Genomic DNA, 17,932 nt, shown 5'->3' with positions numbered 1-17,932 from the left:
TATACCGAACGAAATATACGATATATCAGATATAAGTCAACACTAATTTATTGCGATCCTCGTCGTCCGCTTCGTGTACCGCAGTCGTTTTCGTCCATTGCAGCGAAAACCATTCCGGCACACGAGGCACTGTTCTAAGTGGCGGCTAGATACAGTAACGCCACTGTAGGCCCGAGCAACGCAACAACGCAATGCGAAAATACTAAGGAGTTAACCTGATCAGAGAGGCTTGCCCAATAAGGCACTCCGCCTTTTTATATCGGCCTCCTTGGCAATTTTTAAAACCAGCACAAGACGATATTTTCGATAGTTTTTCTCACAAGAAGCCCTCTTTCGGCATTCTCGCGAATTCCTTGTAATACACCGTAATAATTCACCTAAGGAATGCACAACGCGTTTTCCAGGCCCGCTTCTCATGCCGGATGCGCTCACACATCCGGACGCCGGTTTTGGGTGCGTCTGCGGGGAAACCATGACGGGAATTGCCCCCAGAAGGCTTGGCGCCCCGGATCTTGTGATATACGATATACAACATTTGGTATTAGAAGAATAAATGGCCAGTACCAGGCCCAGATTTCGATTCACCTTTGGAGGGAGAGACTTCATGAAGATTTGCATCTATGGCGCCGGTGCCATCGGTGGCTATCTCGGCGTGCAACTCGCACACGCCGGAGCCGATGTCAGCCTAGTGGCCCGCGGCCCGCATCTGGCCGCCATGCGCGAGCACGGACTCAAGCTGCTGATCGATGGCGAGGAACGCGTCGCCCAGCTGCGTTGCACGGACGATCCGCGTGAACTCGGTCCGCAGGATTACGTGATCATCGCGTTGAAGGCGCATTCGGTCCCCGCGGTACTGGACGCGATGCAGCCCCTGATCGGTCCGAATACGGCGGTCGTCACGGCCGTGAACGGCATCCCCTACTGGTACTTCTATAAGCACGGCGGCGCGCTTGAAGGCACGACGCTCGAGAGCATCGACCCGGGCGGCCGTCAGTGGCGTCAGCTCGGCCCCGAGCGCGCCATCGGCTGCGTGGTCTATCCGGCTACTGAAGTGGTGGCCCCCGGCGTGATCCAGCACGTCTACGGGAACAAGTTCCCGTTGGGCGAAGCCAGCGGCGAGCGTACCGAGCGTGTGGAGAAGCTCTCGCAGTTGATGACCGCCGGTGGGCTCGACGCGCCGATTCGCGAGAATATCCGCGACGAAATCTGGCTCAAGCTCTGGGGCAACCTCTGCTTCAACCCGATTTCGGCACTCACGCACGGCACGCTCGATATCATCGCGAGCGATCCGGGCACGCGCGCCATTGCGCGCGCCATGATGCTCGAGGCCAAGGCGATCGGCGACAAGTTCGGCGTGCATTTCCGCGTCGACGTGGAGCGTCGCATCAACGGTGCGGGTGCCGTTGGCGCCCACAAGACGTCGATGCTCCAGGATCTGGAGCGTGGCCGCGCGATGGAAATCGATCCGCTCGTCTCGGTGGTGCAAGAGATGGGACGCCTCGCCAACGTGCCGACACCGACGCTCGACGTGGTGTTGGCGCTGATCAAACAGCGTGAGTTCATGACGCAGCCCGATGCCGTCGAGGCCGCACAAGCGCGTCTGGCCAAAGCGGCCTGAGCCGAACGTTGTTTTCATGAAACACCCCTCGCGGGACTGACAGGACTGCCCCGCGAGAATGAGCCCCTCTATATATAGAGAGGCGGCGTACGCAAGCGAGGGCAGGAATGGGTTCATCGCCCGGGCCTGCCGTCGTTCGAGTGGGCCGCCACCGAATCGCCGGCCGCGGACGATTTTTCACCGACAACCCGCGACCCGCCGCGCCGAACCACGCCATTGCCGATGTGGTTTCGCGGCAACGCAATAATTCGCCTTTGCACCACGTTCAGAGCACTTCGGGTTCTCCCTGAAACCACGCGCGCCAGGGGCGTCCCGAAATCCGCACCAATGCAAGCCTGACGGACCACCCAGGAGGTTCACCGCCACCCTCGACCCACAGAACAAAATCGGAAAAAAAGACAAATCCGGGCAGTCAAGCATCGCAACGACACAGGGAACGTCCCGAAAAACGATAAATATTGGTATTTGGTATGTGGTATATCTTGAGACTTGTTGCAGCGCGACATACAATGCAAAGCAAGTTCTCCCCCACATTTCATTCGTCAACTTTTATCAGGAGTATCACCATGTTCGTCGCTGCGCTGACTTTGCTTGCCCTTGCTTCCGCCCTTGCCACCGGTGTTGCGATGGTTCACCTCTTCGTCGCCCTGCCGGCCTCGATGCTCGAAAAGGCCGAAAAGAACGGCCGCTTCGCCTACCTGGCGGAAACCACGCAGGCAAATGAATCGGGTAAACTCGTCACAAAGCCGGCAACCATCGTGGGGCAGCAAGCATTGCGCCTCTGAAGGGGCCGTAATACCTAGGAGACTATTGCATGTCCCTGATCACCCCAACTCCGGCGCGCGTGACTCCGCTCGCGCTGGAGCCGATCGACACCACCACGAGTTTTCGCAATCAGGCGTATGCGCTGCTGAAAAAAGCCATCGCCGATGCCGACATTTATAACCAGAAGGAAGAAATTCGCCTGGACGAGCGTCAGCTCATCCAGGTGCTTGGCGTTTCGCGCACACCGATTCGCGAAGCCATGACCTTGCTGGAACAGGAAGGTTTTCTGCGGACGGTACCGCGCCGGGGCATCTTCATCATCCGCAAGACCAAGCGCGAAATCGTCGAGATGATTCAGATGTGGGCAGCGCTCGAAGGGATGTCCGCGCGTCTGGCGACATTGCACGCAACCGACGAGGACATCGTCAGGCTCCGTCATCTGTTCGACGAGTTCGTCAATGCGCCGCCGACGGATCATATCGAAGAGTATTCAGACGCGAACATCGACTTCCATCAGGCGCTGATCAATCTTGGCGGCTCGCAAGCCATCGCCAATACGATCAAGAACCTGTTCATCCACGTGCGCGCCATCCGTAAGGTGACGATCGCTCAGAACGACCGAGCCGCCCGCTCGATTGTCGATCACCTGAAGATCATTACCGCCCTCGAGAAGCGCGACACGGAACTCGCCGAGAAGCTCGCGCGCGACCATACCCTGGGTCTGGCCGCCTTCGTCGAAGAGCATTGCGACTTCCTCGAATAACGCGCTGCTACCGCTGCACCGCGCCCGGCAACGGACGCGAGCCGAACAAAAGCCAGTGACATCGGTATGTCGCTGGCTTTTTTCTTTTGCCCCCGCCCTTTCGCGTTCCCGCCCACGCCCCGCGTCACGCTGTCATCCCTTCTGCTCCCTCCCAGTTCGGGTAAACGAGCCTGTCAAACCCGCGCCGAATCTATTGCACGTATACCGTATATAATATATCGTGTTTCACATACGGATGTACCGCAGCACCGATTTGTTGATGCAGGTTGACGAAGTAAGCCACGGGCGAGAGGCCGAGCTCGTGCGGCATATGGTGGGGGCTATGTGCCGCACGCTCGTCCGGCGCCGCGCTGATCGCTAGACCCGAGCAGCGTCGCCGGATGTGACCATTGGGCCTCTCGCCCCAGGGCAAGACAAGAACAGATAACTCACACCCTCAGGCGCCCCGTTCCCCGCAGGGTGCCAAACAGGAGACAACAGCCATGCGCGAGGCTTTTTCCATCGCCACGGTGCACGCGATTCTGGACGCTCATTCGGCTCAGGAAGGTCCGCTTCTGCCGATCCTTCATGACGTTCAGGACGCTTTCGGCTACGTCCCCCCGGACGCCGTGCCCGTCATCGCCAACGCCCTCAACCTGTCTCGCGCCGAAGTCCATGGCGTGATCACGTTCTACCATCACTTCCGCACCAGCCCGCCGCCGCGCCACGTCGTGCAGATCTGTCGCGCCGAGGCGTGTCAGAGCATGGGCGCCGACGCGCTTGTCGCGCATGCCGAACGCGTGCTGGGCTGCACGATGCACAGTCATCACGGCGACGTTGCGCTCGAACCGGTGTATTGCCTGGGCCAATGCGCGACGTCGCCCGCGATCACGATCGACGACAAGCTTCACGCGCGCGTCACCCCCGAGAAATTCGACCGTCTGGTCGCCCGCGCCAAGGATGCCGCATGAGCCAATCCTCCACTTCCGCCCAGTCGTCCTCCGGCAAGGTACGGCTTTATCTGCCGCGAGACTCCGCCGCGCTCGCGCTCGGTGCCGACGACGTCGCCGACGCCATCGTGGCGCAGGCCGCCCAGCGCGGTCTCGACATCGAATTGGTACGCAACGGTACGCGCGGCATGCTGTGGCTTGAACCGTTGCTCGAAGTCGTGACCCCGGCGGGGCGCGTCGCCTATGGTCCGGTCGATGTCGACGACGTCCCGGGTCTGTTCGATGCCAACGTCACGGCCGGCGGCGATCATCCGCTCGCCCTCGGATTGACCGAAGAGATTCCGTATTTCAAGAAGCAGGAACGGTTGACGTTCGCCCGCGTTGGCATCACCGATCCCGTATCGGTCGACGACTACGTTGCACATGACGGCTATCGCGGTCTGCGCAATGCGCTCGCGTTGGACGGCGCTGCCATCGTCGCGCAAGTCACCGAATCGGGCCTGCGCGGTCGCGGCGGTGCGGCGTTCCCGACCGGCATCAAGTGGAAGACGGTGCTCAACACGCCTGCCGCCCAGAAATACATCGTCTGCAATGCGGACGAAGGCGATTCGGGCACGTTCGCCGACCGCATGCTAATGGAAGGCGATCCGCTCGTGCTCGTCGAGGGCATGACGATTGCCGGCATCGCCGTGGGTGCCACGCGTGGCTATATCTACGTACGCAGCGAGTATCCGCATTCCATCGATGTGCTCAACGAAGCCATCGTCAACGCCGGCAAGGCGGGCTACCTGGGCGATGACATCCTGGGCTCGGGCAAGACCTTCCATCTCGAAGTGCGCAAGGCGGCTGGGGCTTACGTCTGCGGCGAAGAAACCGCATTGCTGGAAAGTCTCGAAGGCAAGCGCGGCGTGGTGCGTGCCAAGCCGCCGCTGCCGGCCATCGAAGGGCTCTTCGGCCTGCCGACAGTCATCAACAACGTGATTTCGCTGGCGTCGGTGCCGATCATCATGGATCGCGGCGCGGCGTTCTACAAGGACTTCGGCATGGGTCGCTCGCGCGGCACGCTGCCCATCCAGCTCGCGGGCAACATCAAGTACGGCGGCCTGATCGAGAAGGCCTTCGGGGTGACGCTGCGCGACATCCTGTACGAGTTCGGCGGTGGCGCCATCACCGGCCGCCCGCTGCGCGCGGTACAGGTCGGCGGCCCGCTCGGCTCCTATCTGCCCGAATCGCAATGGGACACCCCACTCGACTACGAAGCGTTCGCCGCACTCTGGGCGGTGCTCGGCCACGGCGGCATCGTGGCGCATGACGACACCGTCGACCTGGCCAAGCTCGCGCGCTATGCGATGGAGTTCTGCACCATCGAGTCGTGCGGCAAGTGCACGCCGTGCCGCATCGGTTCGACGCGCGGCGTCGAAGTGATGGACAAGATCATCGACGGACGCGACCGTCCCAAGCAGATCAAACTGCTGCGCGACCTGTGCGACACCATGCTCTCCGGCTCGCTGTGCGCGATGGGCGGCATGACGCCCTACCCCGTGCTGTCTGCACTGAACCATTTCCCCGAAGACTTCGGCGCGGCCGAACCGTCGAATCTGCCGACCCAGGCCGCCTAGGAGATCGCCCACCATGATGGACCCGATGTTTGAGAAAGATTACGGCACCCCGCGCCGCGAATCGACGCAGGAAGTCACGCTGGAGATCGACGGCGAACAGGTCACCGTGCCCGCGGGCACGTCGATCATGCGCGCCGCCTCCGAAGGCGGCGTGAACGTGCCCAAGTTGTGCGCCACCGACTCGCTCGAGCCGTTCGGCTCGTGCCGCCTTTGCCTCGTCGAGATCGAAGGCCGACGCGGCTACCCCGCGTCGTGCACCACGCCCGTCGAACCGGGCATGAAGGTGCGCACGCAATCACCGAAGCTCCAGGAACTGCGCAAGGGCGTGATGGAGTTGTACATCTCCGATCACCCGCTCGACTGCCTGACCTGCGCCGCCAACGGCGACTGCGAACTGCAGGACATGGCCGGCGTGACGGGCCTGCGCGAAGTGCGTTACGGCTTCGACGGCGACAATCACTTCGACAGCCAGAAAGACGAGTCGAACCCCTACTTCACCTACGACGCCTCGAAGTGCATCGTCTGCAACCGCTGCGTGCGCGCCTGCGAGGAAACGCAGGGCACATTCGCGCTGACGATCTCGGGCCGCGGGTTCGAAGCGCGCGTCTCGGCGGGACAGGATCAGTCGTTCATGGACTCCGAGTGCGTGTCGTGCGGCGCCTGTGTGGCCGCTTGCCCGACCGCGACGCTGCAGGAAAAGTCGGTCATCCATCTCGGCCAGGCCGAGCACGCCAAGATCACCACCTGCGCCTATTGCGGCGTGGGTTGCTCGTTCAAGGCGGAGATGAAGGGTAACGAAGTCGTGCGCATGGTGCCGCACAAGGACGGTCAGGCCAACGAAGGCCACGCCTGCGTGAAGGGCCGCTTTGCCTGGGGTTACGCCACGCACAAGGACCGTATCCTTACGCCCAAGATTCGCAAGAAGATCACCGATCCGTGGCAGGACGTGTCGTGGGACGAGGCGCTTGACTATGCGGCGTCGGAGTTCAAGCGCATTCAGGCCAAGTACGGGCGCGATTCGATCGGCGGGCTGGTGTCGTCACGCTGCACGAACGAAGAAGACTACCTGGTGCAAAAGCTCGTGCGCGCCGCGTTCGGCAACAACAACGTCGACACCTGCGCACGCGTGTGCCACTCGCCGACCGGCTACGGCCTGAAGGCAACACTCGGCGAGTCGGCCGGCACGCAGACGTTCAAGTCGGTCGAACACTCGGACGTGATTCTCGTGATGGGCGCGAACCCGACCGACGGTCACCCGGTGTTCGGCTCGCGCATGAAGAAGCGTTTGCGCGCAGGCGCCAAGCTGATCGTGATCGATCCGCGCCGCATCGATCTGGTCAACAGCCCGCACATCAAGGCCGACTACCATCTGCAACTGCGTCCCGGCACGAACGTGGCAATGATCAACGCGCTCGCGCACGTCATCGTGACCGAAGGCCTGATGGCCGACGCGTTCATTGCCGAGCGCTGCGAGGACCGCGCGTTCCAGCAGTGGCGCGAGTTCACTGCCCGTGCCGAAAACTCGCCCGAAGCGACCGAAGTGCACACCGGCGTGCCGGCGCACCTCGTGCGCGGCGCCGCGCGTCTGTATGCCAAGGGCGGCAACGCGGCGATCTATTACGGCCTGGGTGTGACCGAGCATGCACAAGGTTCCACGACGGTGATCGGTATCGCCAACCTCGCCATGGCCACCGGCAACATCGGCCGTGAAGGCGTGGGCGTGAACCCGCTGCGCGGCCAGAACAACGTGCAGGGCTCGTGCGACATGGGCGCATTCCCGCACGAACTGCCGGGCTACCGTCACGTGTCGGATTCGACCGCCCGCGCGCTGTTCGAAGCGGAATGGGGCGTCGAGATCCAGTCCGAGCCGGGCCTGCGTATTCCGAACATGTTCGACGCGGCGATTGCGGGCACCTTCATGGGCCTGTACTGCCAGGGCGAGGATATCGTGCAATCCGACCCGAACACGCAACACGTGACCCATGCGCTCGAACAGATGGAGTGCATCGTCGTGCAGGACATCTTCCTGAACGAAACGGCGAAGTATGCGCACGTGCTGCTGCCGGGCTCGTCGTTCCTGGAGAAGGACGGCACGTTCACCAACGCCGAGCGTCGTATCTCGCGCGTGCGTCAGGTGATGCCGCCGCGCGCCGGTTACGCCGATTGGGAGGTCACGATCGAACTGGCCAAGCGACTGGGCTACGAGATGCACTACTCGCACCCGTCGGAAATCATGGACGAGATCGCCCGCCTCACGCCGACCTTCACCGGCGTGAGCTACGAGAAGCTCGACCAGATGGGCAGCGTGCAGTGGCCGTGCAACGAAGCGGCACCGGACGGCACGCCCGTCATGCACATCGACGAATTCGTGCGCGGCAAGGGCAAGTTCCTCATCACGCAGTACGTGCCGACGGATGAAAAGGTCACGCGCCGTTTCCCGCTCATCCTGACCACCGGGCGGATTCTGTCGCAGTACAACGTCGGTGCGCAAACGCGCCGTACGGACAACGTTCACTGGCATGACGAGGACCGGCTCGAAATCCATCCGCACGATGCAGAAGAACGCGGCGTGAAGGACGGCGATTGGGTCGGCATTCAGAGCCGCGCGGGCGAGACCGTGCTGCGTGCCGTCGTGAGCGACCGCATGCAGCCCGGCGTGGTGTACACAACGTTCCACTTCCCGGAGTCGGGCGCGAACGTGATCACCACCGACAACTCGGACTGGGCGACGAATTGCCCCGAGTACAAGGTGACAGCGGTGCAGGTCACGCCGGTGGCGCAGCCGTCGGAATGGCAGCGTCAGTACTCGGACTTCAATCGTCAGCAAGAGGCCTTCCTCGAACACGCGCGTGGTGCGACCGAGGCCAACGCGAACTAAGTCGGGGCAGGAAAAGGGGAAGCAACGCGCGCCGCGTCATCGGGGAGACCTTCGAGGCGGTGCGCTGCGACGGACAATCCGCGTCCATCGCCGGCGGCTGCGGCGAGCCTCACCGTCGATTGCCATCAGACGGTGCGGCGGACGCGCGATTGGCCACGTGAATGACGGCGGCCAACGCACAGAGAACGAATTCAGGGGACACAACAGATCATGGACACCGACAATCTGGTCAAGATGGCCAATCAGATCGGGGATTTCTTCGAGACGATGCCCGACCGCAGCGAGGCGCTCGACAACATTGCAGGCCACCTGCGACGCTTCTGGGCGCCGCGCATGCGCATGACGATTCTCGAACACCTCGAATCCACCGACGGACATGGGATGCGCGAGATCGTCGTGGCGGCGATCACGGCGCATCGCGCCGAACTCTGGCCGCGCAGCTGAGCATAGCTCAGGAATATCGCTCGGGCGTTGGCATCGCCCATGTGGCGACTGACGTAGTGACGGGCGTCGCCACGTCGGTGCCGCTCAGGTGCCGCTTGGGCGCCTCTTTGATGGGCGTCTACGCGCTCAGTTTGATGAGTACCGCCCCGCCGACCACGAGGCCGCACGCCACGAGACGGCGGGCATTGAGCTTTTCGCGCAGGAACAACCAGCCCAGCAGCACCGCGATGATGGCGCTGGACTCGCGCAGCGCCGACACGACACCCATCGGCAGGTATTGCAGCGCGAACACCACCATGGCATAGGCGCATTGCGCGACGATGCCCGCCCCCAGCGCTTCGGCCACGCGGCGGCGCGGTGCAATGAACATGCCGCGCCATCCGCCCCGCCACTTCGCCACGGCACCGATCACCGGCACGCTCGCGAAAAGGTAGGCCCATGCGAGGTACCCGAAGCCGTTGCCGTTCGACAATCGCACGCCGAATCCATCGACAATCGTGTACGCCGCAATGAACACCCCCGTGAGCAACGCCGCAGGCACGCTGTCGCCCGAGAAGCGGCGCCCACGCAACGCCAGCGTCAGGATGCCGGCGCAGATACCCACGATGCCCCACGCCGCCATCGCTGTCGGCCACTCGCCCGCCAGCAGCAACGCCGCCCCCGAAATCAGCAACGGAGAAATGCCGCGTGCGATGGGATAGATCTGCCCGAACTCACCGACGCGATAGGCCCGGATGAGCGCCGCCGTGTACGCGACCTGCGCGCCGGCGGAGAGCAGAATAAGCGGCCAGACCTGTACCGGCGGCAGCGGCAACCACACGATGCCGGCCACGGCGGCGAGTCCTTGCGGCACCGCCATCATGCCGACTTGCCAGACGCGATCGGGACTGGCGTGGAGGAAGGCGTTCCAGGTGGCGTGCATCAGTGCCGAGAGCAGCACCAGCAGCACAATGGGCGTGGTTGTCATGGGAATGAATCGCAGCGGGCGGATGCCGGGGGGGACGACTCACGCCGCCCGCGTCGGACAGCACGCAAAGCGTCATTGTCGCAGCGGCGATCTCATCGAGATAGGGCCAACGTGAAGGATTCCTACGGGGCCAGACCGCTCCGCGATCGCCGCTCCCCACGTCATCGATTCACGTCGCCCGCCCCTCGTCGCTCGGTTGCCACGGCGAAACCGGTGCGCGCGGGTCTCGCTCGACGGCGCGCAAGCCACCTGCCGCCGGCGCCGCGCCGGCAAAAGTTGTCCACACCCTGTGTGGATAACCCACTGGATAACCTGCCCTGACCTTCTCGAACGCCTCACGAACAAAGGCTGTCAAGAGCCATGCTCAAAAAACGATCAGCCGCGGAACAAATTTTCGGCTTGACGGTCTTCCCCCTCCCTGCTCAGGCGCCGTCGCCTTCGTTTGCCGACGCATCGGGCTCCTTCGCAACCGGCGCATCGGATTTCCCGGACGCATTGGGCGGCGACTGCGGCGCGCCGCGCAGCGCCGCCACCACCTGACTCTGCCCGAGCACCGCGTCCGGCGCCTGCTGCAAGGCCAGGCGATAGCGCTCGCCGAACTCGACGTCGGTGTGACGGAACAGCTTGGCCGCTTCGTCGGCCAGGGCAATGCCGGCGTCTGCCTGCGGCGGCGTCTGCTCCAGCCATTCGTCGAGGGCGACGATCAGACGCGAGAGCGGGTCGAGCCAGCGAAACCAGGCGTCTTCGGTGAGCAACTGCACGAAGCGTCCGGTGGGTACCGGTCCGAAGACTGCTTCGTATTGCAGACGATCGTTGGCGATCAGCACCTTGTGCTGGGCGAGCAGCGCGGCGCGCAACGCCTGCATGGCGGCGATGTGGGCGGCACTGGCCGGCGTATTGTCAGTCGGTTCGGTCATCTATCGCCCCGTGTACGTCAGAAAGGTTGGGAAACGGAAATGGAAAGCGTCTTACATCCACTTTAGGACTTGGCCCATAGCCAGCAGACGTTTGGGTCACGATACTACACGGGTCTCGCAAACACCTCGCGAGATCGGGCTTTCACTTCCCCGTGGAAGGCCTGCTTCCTCACCCGCCAAACCGGCGGGTTTTTTTTGCCCGTTTGCCCCCCCGCTGCTCGGTCATCCCGACAATCTGCCAACGCCTTTTGGAGAGCCCGACACGTCTTCGACGTTGCCTGCCGTCGATCGCGCCAGGCAAAGTCGTTTATCATCGGCACCGCTGCTTCCCCTCCTCCCGACCCCGCCATCCGATATGAGCCAATCCGTGCGTCCCCAAACCATTGGTGTCATGGGTTCCGGCAAACAGCCGTGGACCGAACTTGCCGCGCCGCTCGGCCGGGCGATCGCCATGGCCGGGTTCCACCTGCTCACCGGCGGGGGACAGGGCGTGATGGCGAGCGTGAGCGAAGCGTTCTGTGCCGTACCGCAGCGCCTGGGCCGCTGCATTGGCATCGTGCCGACCGAGGCCGTCGGCAACGATGACGAGCCAGTCAGGTTCCGCCCCGCGCCCGGCTATCCGAATCCGTTCGTGGAAGTGCCCATCGTGAGCCCGTTGCCGCGCCATCTGCCCGATGCGCCGCCAGGCACGTTCTCGCGCAATCACATCAACGTCCTTTCTAGCGATGTCATCGTCGCTCTGCCCGGCCAGCACGGTACACGCGACGAAGTCGGGCTCGCCGTGCGTTACGGCAAGCCCGTCATTCTGTTCGGGGACGTTGAGCATTTCGCGGAGATGCCCGCGACGCTCGTGCGCACGGTATCGCTCGATACCGTCATGGATTTCGTCAGAAAGGTACGGTGAGCTTCGCGTCGACCGACTGGAAGCGATACGACCAGCCCGGCAGGCCGCTCGACGATGGCATCCACGGCGCGTTCAGACGCTGCATTACCGACAGATCGAGCCTCGACGCCCCGAAATTGTGCGTGTGGCTCAGCCCCACCTCGGCATAGCTGTCGTAGGTGTGAAGCGCGTTCGGGTCTTCCGAGCGACTCCTGTTGTAGCGCAATTCCAGCCCCGTCGAGCCATTCGCCGTGAAGTCGAACGCGCGGCGCACGCGCCATTGCAATGTCTGCGTCTGCGTAATGCCGGCGTCGATCTGGTCCTTCGCCGCGTTGGCCTTGCCGGTGATCCCGACGGTCCAGTCGGCATCGATCGGCACCGAGTAATTGGCGGACAGATCGCGGTTCGTCGCATCGCGACGCGCATTCTGCAAATCCTGACTGAGCGTCGTATTGAACTTCCCGTACATGCCCAGCGGATTGTTCATCAACAGATTCGCAGTGCCCTGCATCTTGCCCGAGGAGGTCATGCCGCTGTTGTTCATGCCGACGTTGAATTGGTAGGGCCGCTCGTTGATCACCTGGAGGCCCACGGCCCCCTCGCCGGGCGTGCGGCTGAGCGTGGCGACGAACGGCAACTGCGCGTCGCGCACCACGAGCCCTCCACGCATCAACATGCGGATGTTGCGATCCGCGCGACTCTCGTGTCGCGGCAGTCCGCGCAGACACGAGGCGCGCGCAAGGAAGGCATTGGGCGGCGCGATGTCCGGGGCCGGCGTCGGCTCGCCGCGCTCGGCCGATGCCGCCGATGCCGCCGCATCCAGGTCGACGGCGGAAATGGCCGTGCCGTCAGCGCTCAGCTCCGGCGCCACGGCAAAATCGGCGGCCGGTAGTGGCGGCGATGGCGCCGGCGCTTGTGCCGACGGCGCGCTTGCCGTGCTGTCCGCCCCCGGCGCCTCTTGCGACGGATCGACGCGCGACGCTTGTGCGTCCGATGCCGGCTGCGGGGCCTCGGCCACCGCGTCCCCGGCAGCGACCACGTCGCTCGCCACCGATGGCGCAGCGCGCTTGGCGGCGTCGCGCTCGACGGCGGCGGCGACCGCGTTCGGATCGTCCCCCGCGAACAAGGCAATGGGGTCGGAGGCGGCATCAGGATCCGTGGCCACCGGCGGCGCAGGCGCCGGGGGTGGCGGCACGAAATACTGAGGTGCGAGACCGCGATCCCACAACCCGTAGGACACTGCGTTCTGCTCAGTAAAACAGGGTGGATTGATATCCGAGAACAAGGATTGTGCGTACGCGCCCACCGGCATCCCGGCATTCAGGCACGCGGCCAACAGGAGGCAACTCCGCACGACCGGCTTTACCGACATTCGACACCTGAAAATCTCACCCCGCGCTGATGTCGTCCACCGGCGTCGTGCGCCGCGTCCGACATGAGGGGGATGTAGCGACAAAGCGCCATTTTACGTCGATCGAGTGTCCCCCTGCCAGTCGCAAAACGCGGGGAACTCTTTCGCCCGATCGCCACTCATATCGCGTGACTTCCCCTGTAGTGATTTTTGCCCGCCTCGCGCGGGCATTTTTATTGACGTGTGCGGTGCGGCCCTATCGATCGGATTACCGCTGAATCAACGCCCATCGGTGCGCTTCACATTGGCCTCACACCGCGGCGTCATTGGGGCGCGCGAATCTCGTGAATCGTGCCCGGCCCCCAGCCCGTGGACGCCCAGGCGCCGTCGCGCAGCGTCCATTCGTCACGGCCTGTCTGCTCCCAGTGCGGCGGCGTGTAGCGCATGCCCGGGCGCTTGGGTTCCATGTGCCCGTCGACCCAGTCGTAGCGGCCGTCTTTCCACTGCCAGTAGCCTGGCACCCAGAATTGTCCCGTAGGCGCCGCGTGGGGATCCTCGAAGCGCGGCGGTGGCGGGCCGCGTTGGAGGGTCACGTCGGCGAGCGCCGGCAGGCTCAGCAGACACAAGGCGGCAGCCAGTGCATGACGATGGCGGGCAACCCGCAAGGCCGACAGTCGGACGAACGACGCGAGCCTCGAAACAGAAGCGCGAGCCGAGGGTATCCGGGACGAGGGCGAGGACGGCGAAGACGGCATATGCGGCCTTTCATGACGAACGGAGACGTCGGGCATTGTACCGTTCGGGGATGGCACACCCCCGATCGCCGCAGCGGACGCCCATCGCCCGGACGGCTGCCAAACCTTATAATCGGCGCACTCGCAACCTGCCGCCGCTTGCGGCTTCCCGAATACCGGGTTTCCCGGATTTGCGGATGACCCGATTCCCCGATTCGATGGCGGCCGCCCTGACCGGCCTCCGCCCAGCTCACTCATGAACCCTGCCCCTGCGGCCGTCGGCCACCGGCAACTGCTTCGTCTGGCGGTGCCTATCGTGCTCGCCAATCTCACTCAGCCCCTGCTCTCGGCCGTCGACACAGCCGTGGCCGGTCATCTGCCGGGCGCCGCTTATCTAGGCGGCGTCGCCCTCGGTGCGCTGCTGTTGAACCTGCTCTTCTGGGGCTTCTCGTTCCTGCGCATGGGCACCACGGGCCTCGCGGCACAGGCGTTCGGTGCCGGCGACGCCGAGCGTCTGCGCGACACGCTCGCGCGTGCGCTGACGCTGGCGTTCGCGATTGGCGCCGTGTTGCTTGTCTTTCGCGAACCGCTGGTGTCGCTGGGCGTGTCGTGGCTGGGAGGAAGCGCCCAAGTCCAATCCTTAGGACGACAATATGCAAGCATCCGCGTGCTCGCCGCGCCGCTGGCGCTCGGCAACTACGTGGTGCTCGGCTACCTGCTGGCGTGTCAACGCGTGCGGCAAGGGCTTGCCGTGCAGGTGTTCATCAATCTCGTGAACATCGTGGCGGTGTTGATCTTCGTGCGCGGCTTCGACTGGGGGGTGGCAGGTATTGCAGGGGCAACCGCGCTGGCCGATGTGCTCGGCTTTGCGCTGGGCGCCTGGCTGCTCTGGCTCGCACGTACGCCCGGCTTGCCGCCGCTGCGACTGGCCATGCTGGTTGAGCGCGGCGCCCTGTGGCGCTTGCTGCGGCTCAATCTCGATATCTTCCTGCGCACGCTGTTTCTGCAACTCGCCTTTGCCTGGTTCGCTCGCGTGGGGGCGAGACTTGGCGACATCACGCTCGCCGCCAACGCGCTCCTGCTGAACTTCCAGACGTTCATGGCGTTCGGCCTCGACGGCTTCGCCCACGCGGCCGAAGCCCTTGTGGGCGCCTATGTCGGTGCGCGTCAGCGAGCGGCGCTGCTGCATGCCATCCGGTTGTCGCTGGGCTGGGCGCTGGGCTGCGCCGTCGCGTTTGCCCTCGTCTACGCCGTGGCGGGTGGCGCGATCATCGATGCCCTGACCGATCAGCCGGCATTGCGCACGACGGCGCGCGAATTCCTGCCCTGGGCCGTGCTCTCGCCGCTCGTGGCGGTGTGGTGTTTCCAGCTCGACGGCGTCTTCATCGGCGCGACGCGTACGAGGGAACTGCTGACGTCCTCGTTGATCGGCCTGCTGGTCTTTGGCGCGGTCATGCCGTTCACGCTCGATGCCTGGGGCAATCACGGCTTGTGGGTCGCCCTCATGGCATTTCTCGCGACGCGCGGCATCGTGCTGGGGGTGTTGCTGCCGCGCATCTGGCAGGGGCTTGCGCGCCCGATCACGTAACCCACCAGCGAGGATGGCCGGCACAACGACGACCGGGCGATGACTACCGTCGACGGCCTCAGTCCGCGCGAATACACGCCAGCGCGGCGGCGTGCAGCTCGGCATTCGCGGCGGCCAGCACGCGCCCCTGCGAGGTAAGCGTAAGCGGCCGGCCCTCCCAATCGGTGATGACGCCGCCCGCCGCCTCGACCACCGGCGCCACGGCCAGATAGTCGTAGGTCTGCAATCCCGCTTCCATGACCAATTCGATGTGTCCGCTCGCCAGCAGCCCGTAGGCGTAGCAATCTCCGCCGAAGCGGCGACGGCTGACCGCCTTCGTCAGCTGCTCGAATTGCGCATACTCCGCCGCGTCGAAGATGTCGGGCGACGTCGCATAGACGGTCGCGTCGGCCAGCGTCGTCACCGGGCTGGTGGCGCACACCGCTCCGCCGAAGCGGGCCTCGCGCACGCCGCTGGCGGCGTCGTTCACGCCGATCCAGCGCTCGCCGGTCGCCGGAATGTCGATCAGGCCAACGACTGGCTGGCCGTGGTGCAACAGGGCAAGCAGCGTGCCCCACAGCGGGTGTCCCGTGATGAAGCTGCGCGTGCCGTCGATGGGATCGACCGACCAGACGAATTCCGCGTCCACGCCCTGCTTGCCGAACTCTTCGCCCCAGATGCCGTGCGACGGGTAGCGCGCTGCAATCTGCGCGCGCAGCGCCGTCTCGACCTCGCGATCCGCAATCGTGACCGGGCTCTCATCGGCCTTGTCGTCAACCGCCAGGCGCCGGCGGAACCACCCCAACGACAGCGGTCTCACAGCATCGGCCATCGAAGCGGCGAAAGCCGCATACTCGGCAACAGCGGGTACGCACGACATGCACGAATCTCCTGCAAAGATGCCGCACGCGGCGGCAATAATGGAAAACGCTCGACGAATCGCGATCATACGCGTTCGCGGGCATCGCGGACGGTTCCGCTGCCCTACGGCGGGCACGCCCCGATCTGGTGCGAATTTGCTATGCTCGCGATCTGACCCGGGCCTCGCCCTTTCCTTGCCCCGCTCACAGGACCCCCATGCTTTCCGGTCGCGGCGTGATGCTCTCTGTCTCGGCATCCGTCATGTTTTCCGTTATGCCGGCGCTCGTCGCGCAACTGGCGCCCCTGTCCGGGCTGGACGTCTTCGCCTGGCGCATGCTGCTCACGCTGCCCGGCACGCTCGTCATCGTGACGGCATTGCGCCGGTGGCATGTGCTGCGCAGCACGCTCTCGCATGTGTTGCATCGCCCTGCGCTGCTCGGCGCCGTGCTGCTGTGCTCAGCGCTGCTGGGCGTTCAGCTCTGGCTGTTCGTCTGGGCACCGCTGCAACAGCGATTGCTCGACGTCTCGCTCGGTTACTTTCTCTTGCCGCTCACGATGGTGCTCGCTGGCCGCACGTTTTATCACGAGCGTCTGAGCCGGCTGCAGACGGCGGCCGTCATCGTCGCCGCGCTGGGCGTCGCACATGAACTCTGGGTAACGCACGCCTTGTCCTGGGTCACGGCGCTCATTGTGTTCGGCTATCCGCCCTACTTCTTGCTGCGCCGCCGGCTGAGGCTCGACGCGCTCAGCGGCTTCATCATGGAAGTGCTCGCGATGACGCCGGTGGCCGTCGTCGTGCTCTGGCAGGCGTGGCCGCAAAACGTCACGGTGCTCGGCGAGCCGCGCTACTGGTTCTGGCTGCCCGCGCTCGGCCTGCTCAGCGCCAGTGCACTGGCGAGCACACTGGGTGCCGCGCGCTTGCTGCCCATCGGCCTGTATGGCATTTTCGGGTACGTGGAGCCGGTGCTGCTGTTCGCCGTGTCGATCTTCGTGCTCGGCGAGCCTTTCACGGCGCGCGGACTGTGGACGTACGTGCCCATCTGGTTCGGCGTTGCGCTCATCGTATTCGACAGTCTGCGCACGCTGCGCCGCCAGCGACGGGTCAGTGTTGCCACGCGTGCCGACACGCCCCGTTGAGCCCGCTCGAGGCGTCGCCCCAAAGGCGGGCGGCCTTGCGCAGCAACGTCGCGGCGCCGCGCTATACTCCCGAGAGCTTATAAGACGACCTCTATGACAAATCTCGCCAAGATCGCCACGCTGCTCGCCTCGGGGCTTATGACGGTTGCGCTGTCGGCTTGCAGCTCGTCGGCCCCGCTGTTCACCTCGGACGGCCGCCCCACCCAGCAAATTCGGTGCTCGGCCAGCACTGCCGGCGACTGCGACCAGCGCGCCCGCACGCAATGCGTACAAAAGGACTACGACGTCCTCACGCGCGACGTGACGGACGGTGTCGCCCATCTCGTGATCGCCTGCCGGCCGAACTAAGTCACGCGGTCCCCAAGGCCGACCGGCGTTCCGGACGTTGAAACTCCCTTCCCCGCTCGACGCGAGTCGCCCCCGGCGGATACGCGCCGACCCGTGACATTCCGATGGATGCTTGCGTGCGGTCAAAGTCGCGTCATGTCGCGGGATGACT

The 17,932-nt window shown here is 64.4% G+C and carries 16 protein-coding genes; 11 read left to right on the top strand and 5 right to left on the bottom strand.

Translation table 11 applies throughout. The features are described 5' to 3' along the window. Positions 1-604 precede the first annotated feature (604 nt). The 7 genes from PCE31106_RS17365 to PCE31106_RS17335 all read left to right on the top strand — a co-directional run bounded on the left by PCE31106_RS17365 (position 605) and on the right by PCE31106_RS17335 (position 9,016). Positions 605-1,618 carry a 2-dehydropantoate 2-reductase gene (locus PCE31106_RS17365; protein WP_017231698.1) on the top strand — a complete coding sequence of 338 codons (1,014 nt, stop codon included), beginning with the start codon at positions 605-607 and terminating at the stop codon, positions 1,616-1,618. A 566-nt stretch (positions 1,619-2,184) separates the two neighbouring features. Then, positions 2,185-2,403: a hypothetical protein gene (locus PCE31106_RS17360; RefSeq protein ID WP_017231699.1), complete on the top strand. Its 219-nt coding sequence runs from the start codon at positions 2,185-2,187 to the stop codon at positions 2,401-2,403. 29 nt (positions 2,404-2,432) lie between these two features. Then, positions 2,433-3,146, top strand: coding sequence for a GntR family transcriptional regulator (locus PCE31106_RS17355; protein WP_017231700.1), 714 nt, complete (start codon positions 2,433-2,435; stop codon positions 3,144-3,146). Positions 3,147-3,628: 482 nt separating this feature from the next. Beyond that, positions 3,629-4,096 (top strand): formate dehydrogenase subunit gamma, encoded by a 468-nt coding sequence (locus tag PCE31106_RS17350; RefSeq protein ID WP_150564141.1) that lies wholly within the window; start codon positions 3,629-3,631, stop codon positions 4,094-4,096. Further along, entirely contained in the window at positions 4,093-5,694 is a 1,602-nt protein-coding gene (locus tag PCE31106_RS17345) for a formate dehydrogenase beta subunit (protein WP_150564140.1), read from the top strand. Before PCE31106_RS17350 ends, PCE31106_RS17345 begins: the two co-directional genes overlap by 4 nt. A gap of 13 nt (positions 5,695-5,707) precedes the next feature. Next, entirely contained in the window at positions 5,708-8,572 is a 2,865-nt protein-coding gene (gene fdhF, locus PCE31106_RS17340; protein WP_150564139.1) for a formate dehydrogenase subunit alpha, read from the top strand. A 210-nt stretch (positions 8,573-8,782) separates the two neighbouring features. Then, on the top strand, positions 8,783-9,016 hold the full coding sequence (locus PCE31106_RS17335; protein ID WP_017231705.1) for a formate dehydrogenase subunit delta: 234 nt from the start codon (positions 8,783-8,785) through the stop codon (positions 9,014-9,016). 118 nt (positions 9,017-9,134) lie between these two features. Here the strand turns inward: PCE31106_RS17335 and PCE31106_RS17330 are convergent, their stop codons facing one another. After that, on the bottom strand, positions 9,135-9,983 hold the full coding sequence (locus PCE31106_RS17330) for an EamA family transporter (protein ID WP_150564138.1): 849 nt from the start codon (positions 9,981-9,983) through the stop codon (positions 9,135-9,137). A gap of 422 nt (positions 9,984-10,405) precedes the next feature. Further along, the gene (locus tag PCE31106_RS17325) at positions 10,406-10,900 is read right to left on the bottom strand and encodes a hypothetical protein (protein ID WP_150564137.1); all 495 of its coding nucleotides are present in this window, start codon (positions 10,898-10,900) and stop codon (positions 10,406-10,408) included. Between the two features lie 391 nt (positions 10,901-11,291). On the opposite strand from PCE31106_RS17325, the gene PCE31106_RS17320 reads away from it, so the two are divergent. Continuing rightward, a complete protein-coding gene (locus PCE31106_RS17320) occupies positions 11,292-11,804 on the top strand; it encodes an SLOG cluster 4 domain-containing protein (protein WP_150564136.1) in 513 nt (170 codons plus the stop codon). On the opposite strand, the gene PCE31106_RS17315 is transcribed toward PCE31106_RS17320, so the two are convergent. Continuing rightward, positions 11,788-13,023, bottom strand: coding sequence for a ShlB/FhaC/HecB family hemolysin secretion/activation protein (locus PCE31106_RS17315; RefSeq protein ID WP_150564135.1), 1,236 nt, complete (start codon positions 13,021-13,023; stop codon positions 11,788-11,790). The two genes, PCE31106_RS17320 and PCE31106_RS17315, sit on opposite strands and share 17 nt — an antisense overlap. 434 nt (positions 13,024-13,457) lie before the next feature. After that, complete coding sequence (locus tag PCE31106_RS17310; RefSeq protein WP_254441147.1) at positions 13,458-13,799, bottom strand: hypothetical protein; 342 nt, start codon at positions 13,797-13,799, stop codon at positions 13,458-13,460. A gap of 325 nt (positions 13,800-14,124) precedes the next feature. Here PCE31106_RS17310 and PCE31106_RS17305 point away from each other — a divergent pair, with 325 nt between their 5' ends. Then, positions 14,125-15,456, top strand: a complete 1,332-nt coding sequence (locus PCE31106_RS17305) for an MATE family efflux transporter (RefSeq protein WP_017233679.1) — start codon at positions 14,125-14,127, stop codon at positions 15,454-15,456. Between the two features lie 58 nt (positions 15,457-15,514). Here the strand turns inward: PCE31106_RS17305 and hisN are convergent, their stop codons facing one another. Continuing rightward, complete coding sequence (hisN, locus tag PCE31106_RS17300; protein ID WP_026131901.1) at positions 15,515-16,315, bottom strand: histidinol-phosphatase; 801 nt, start codon at positions 16,313-16,315, stop codon at positions 15,515-15,517. Positions 16,316-16,512: 197 nt separating this feature from the next. On the opposite strand from hisN, the gene rarD reads away from it, so the two are divergent. Together rarD and PCE31106_RS17290 are read left to right on the top strand one after the other, a co-directional pair. Next, positions 16,513-17,433, top strand: coding sequence for an EamA family transporter RarD (gene rarD, locus PCE31106_RS17295; protein ID WP_017233677.1), 921 nt, complete (start codon positions 16,513-16,515; stop codon positions 17,431-17,433). Positions 17,434-17,526: 93 nt separating this feature from the next. Next, on the top strand, positions 17,527-17,781 hold the full coding sequence (locus PCE31106_RS17290) for a YgdI/YgdR family lipoprotein (RefSeq protein ID WP_017233676.1): 255 nt from the start codon (positions 17,527-17,529) through the stop codon (positions 17,779-17,781). Positions 17,782-17,932 lie beyond the last annotated feature (151 nt).

The organism is Pandoraea cepalis (assembly GCF_902459665.1).
Taxonomy (GTDB): Bacteria; Pseudomonadota; Gammaproteobacteria; order Burkholderiales; family Burkholderiaceae; genus Pandoraea; species Pandoraea cepalis.
This window is presented reverse-complemented; position numbering and strand designations above follow the sequence as displayed.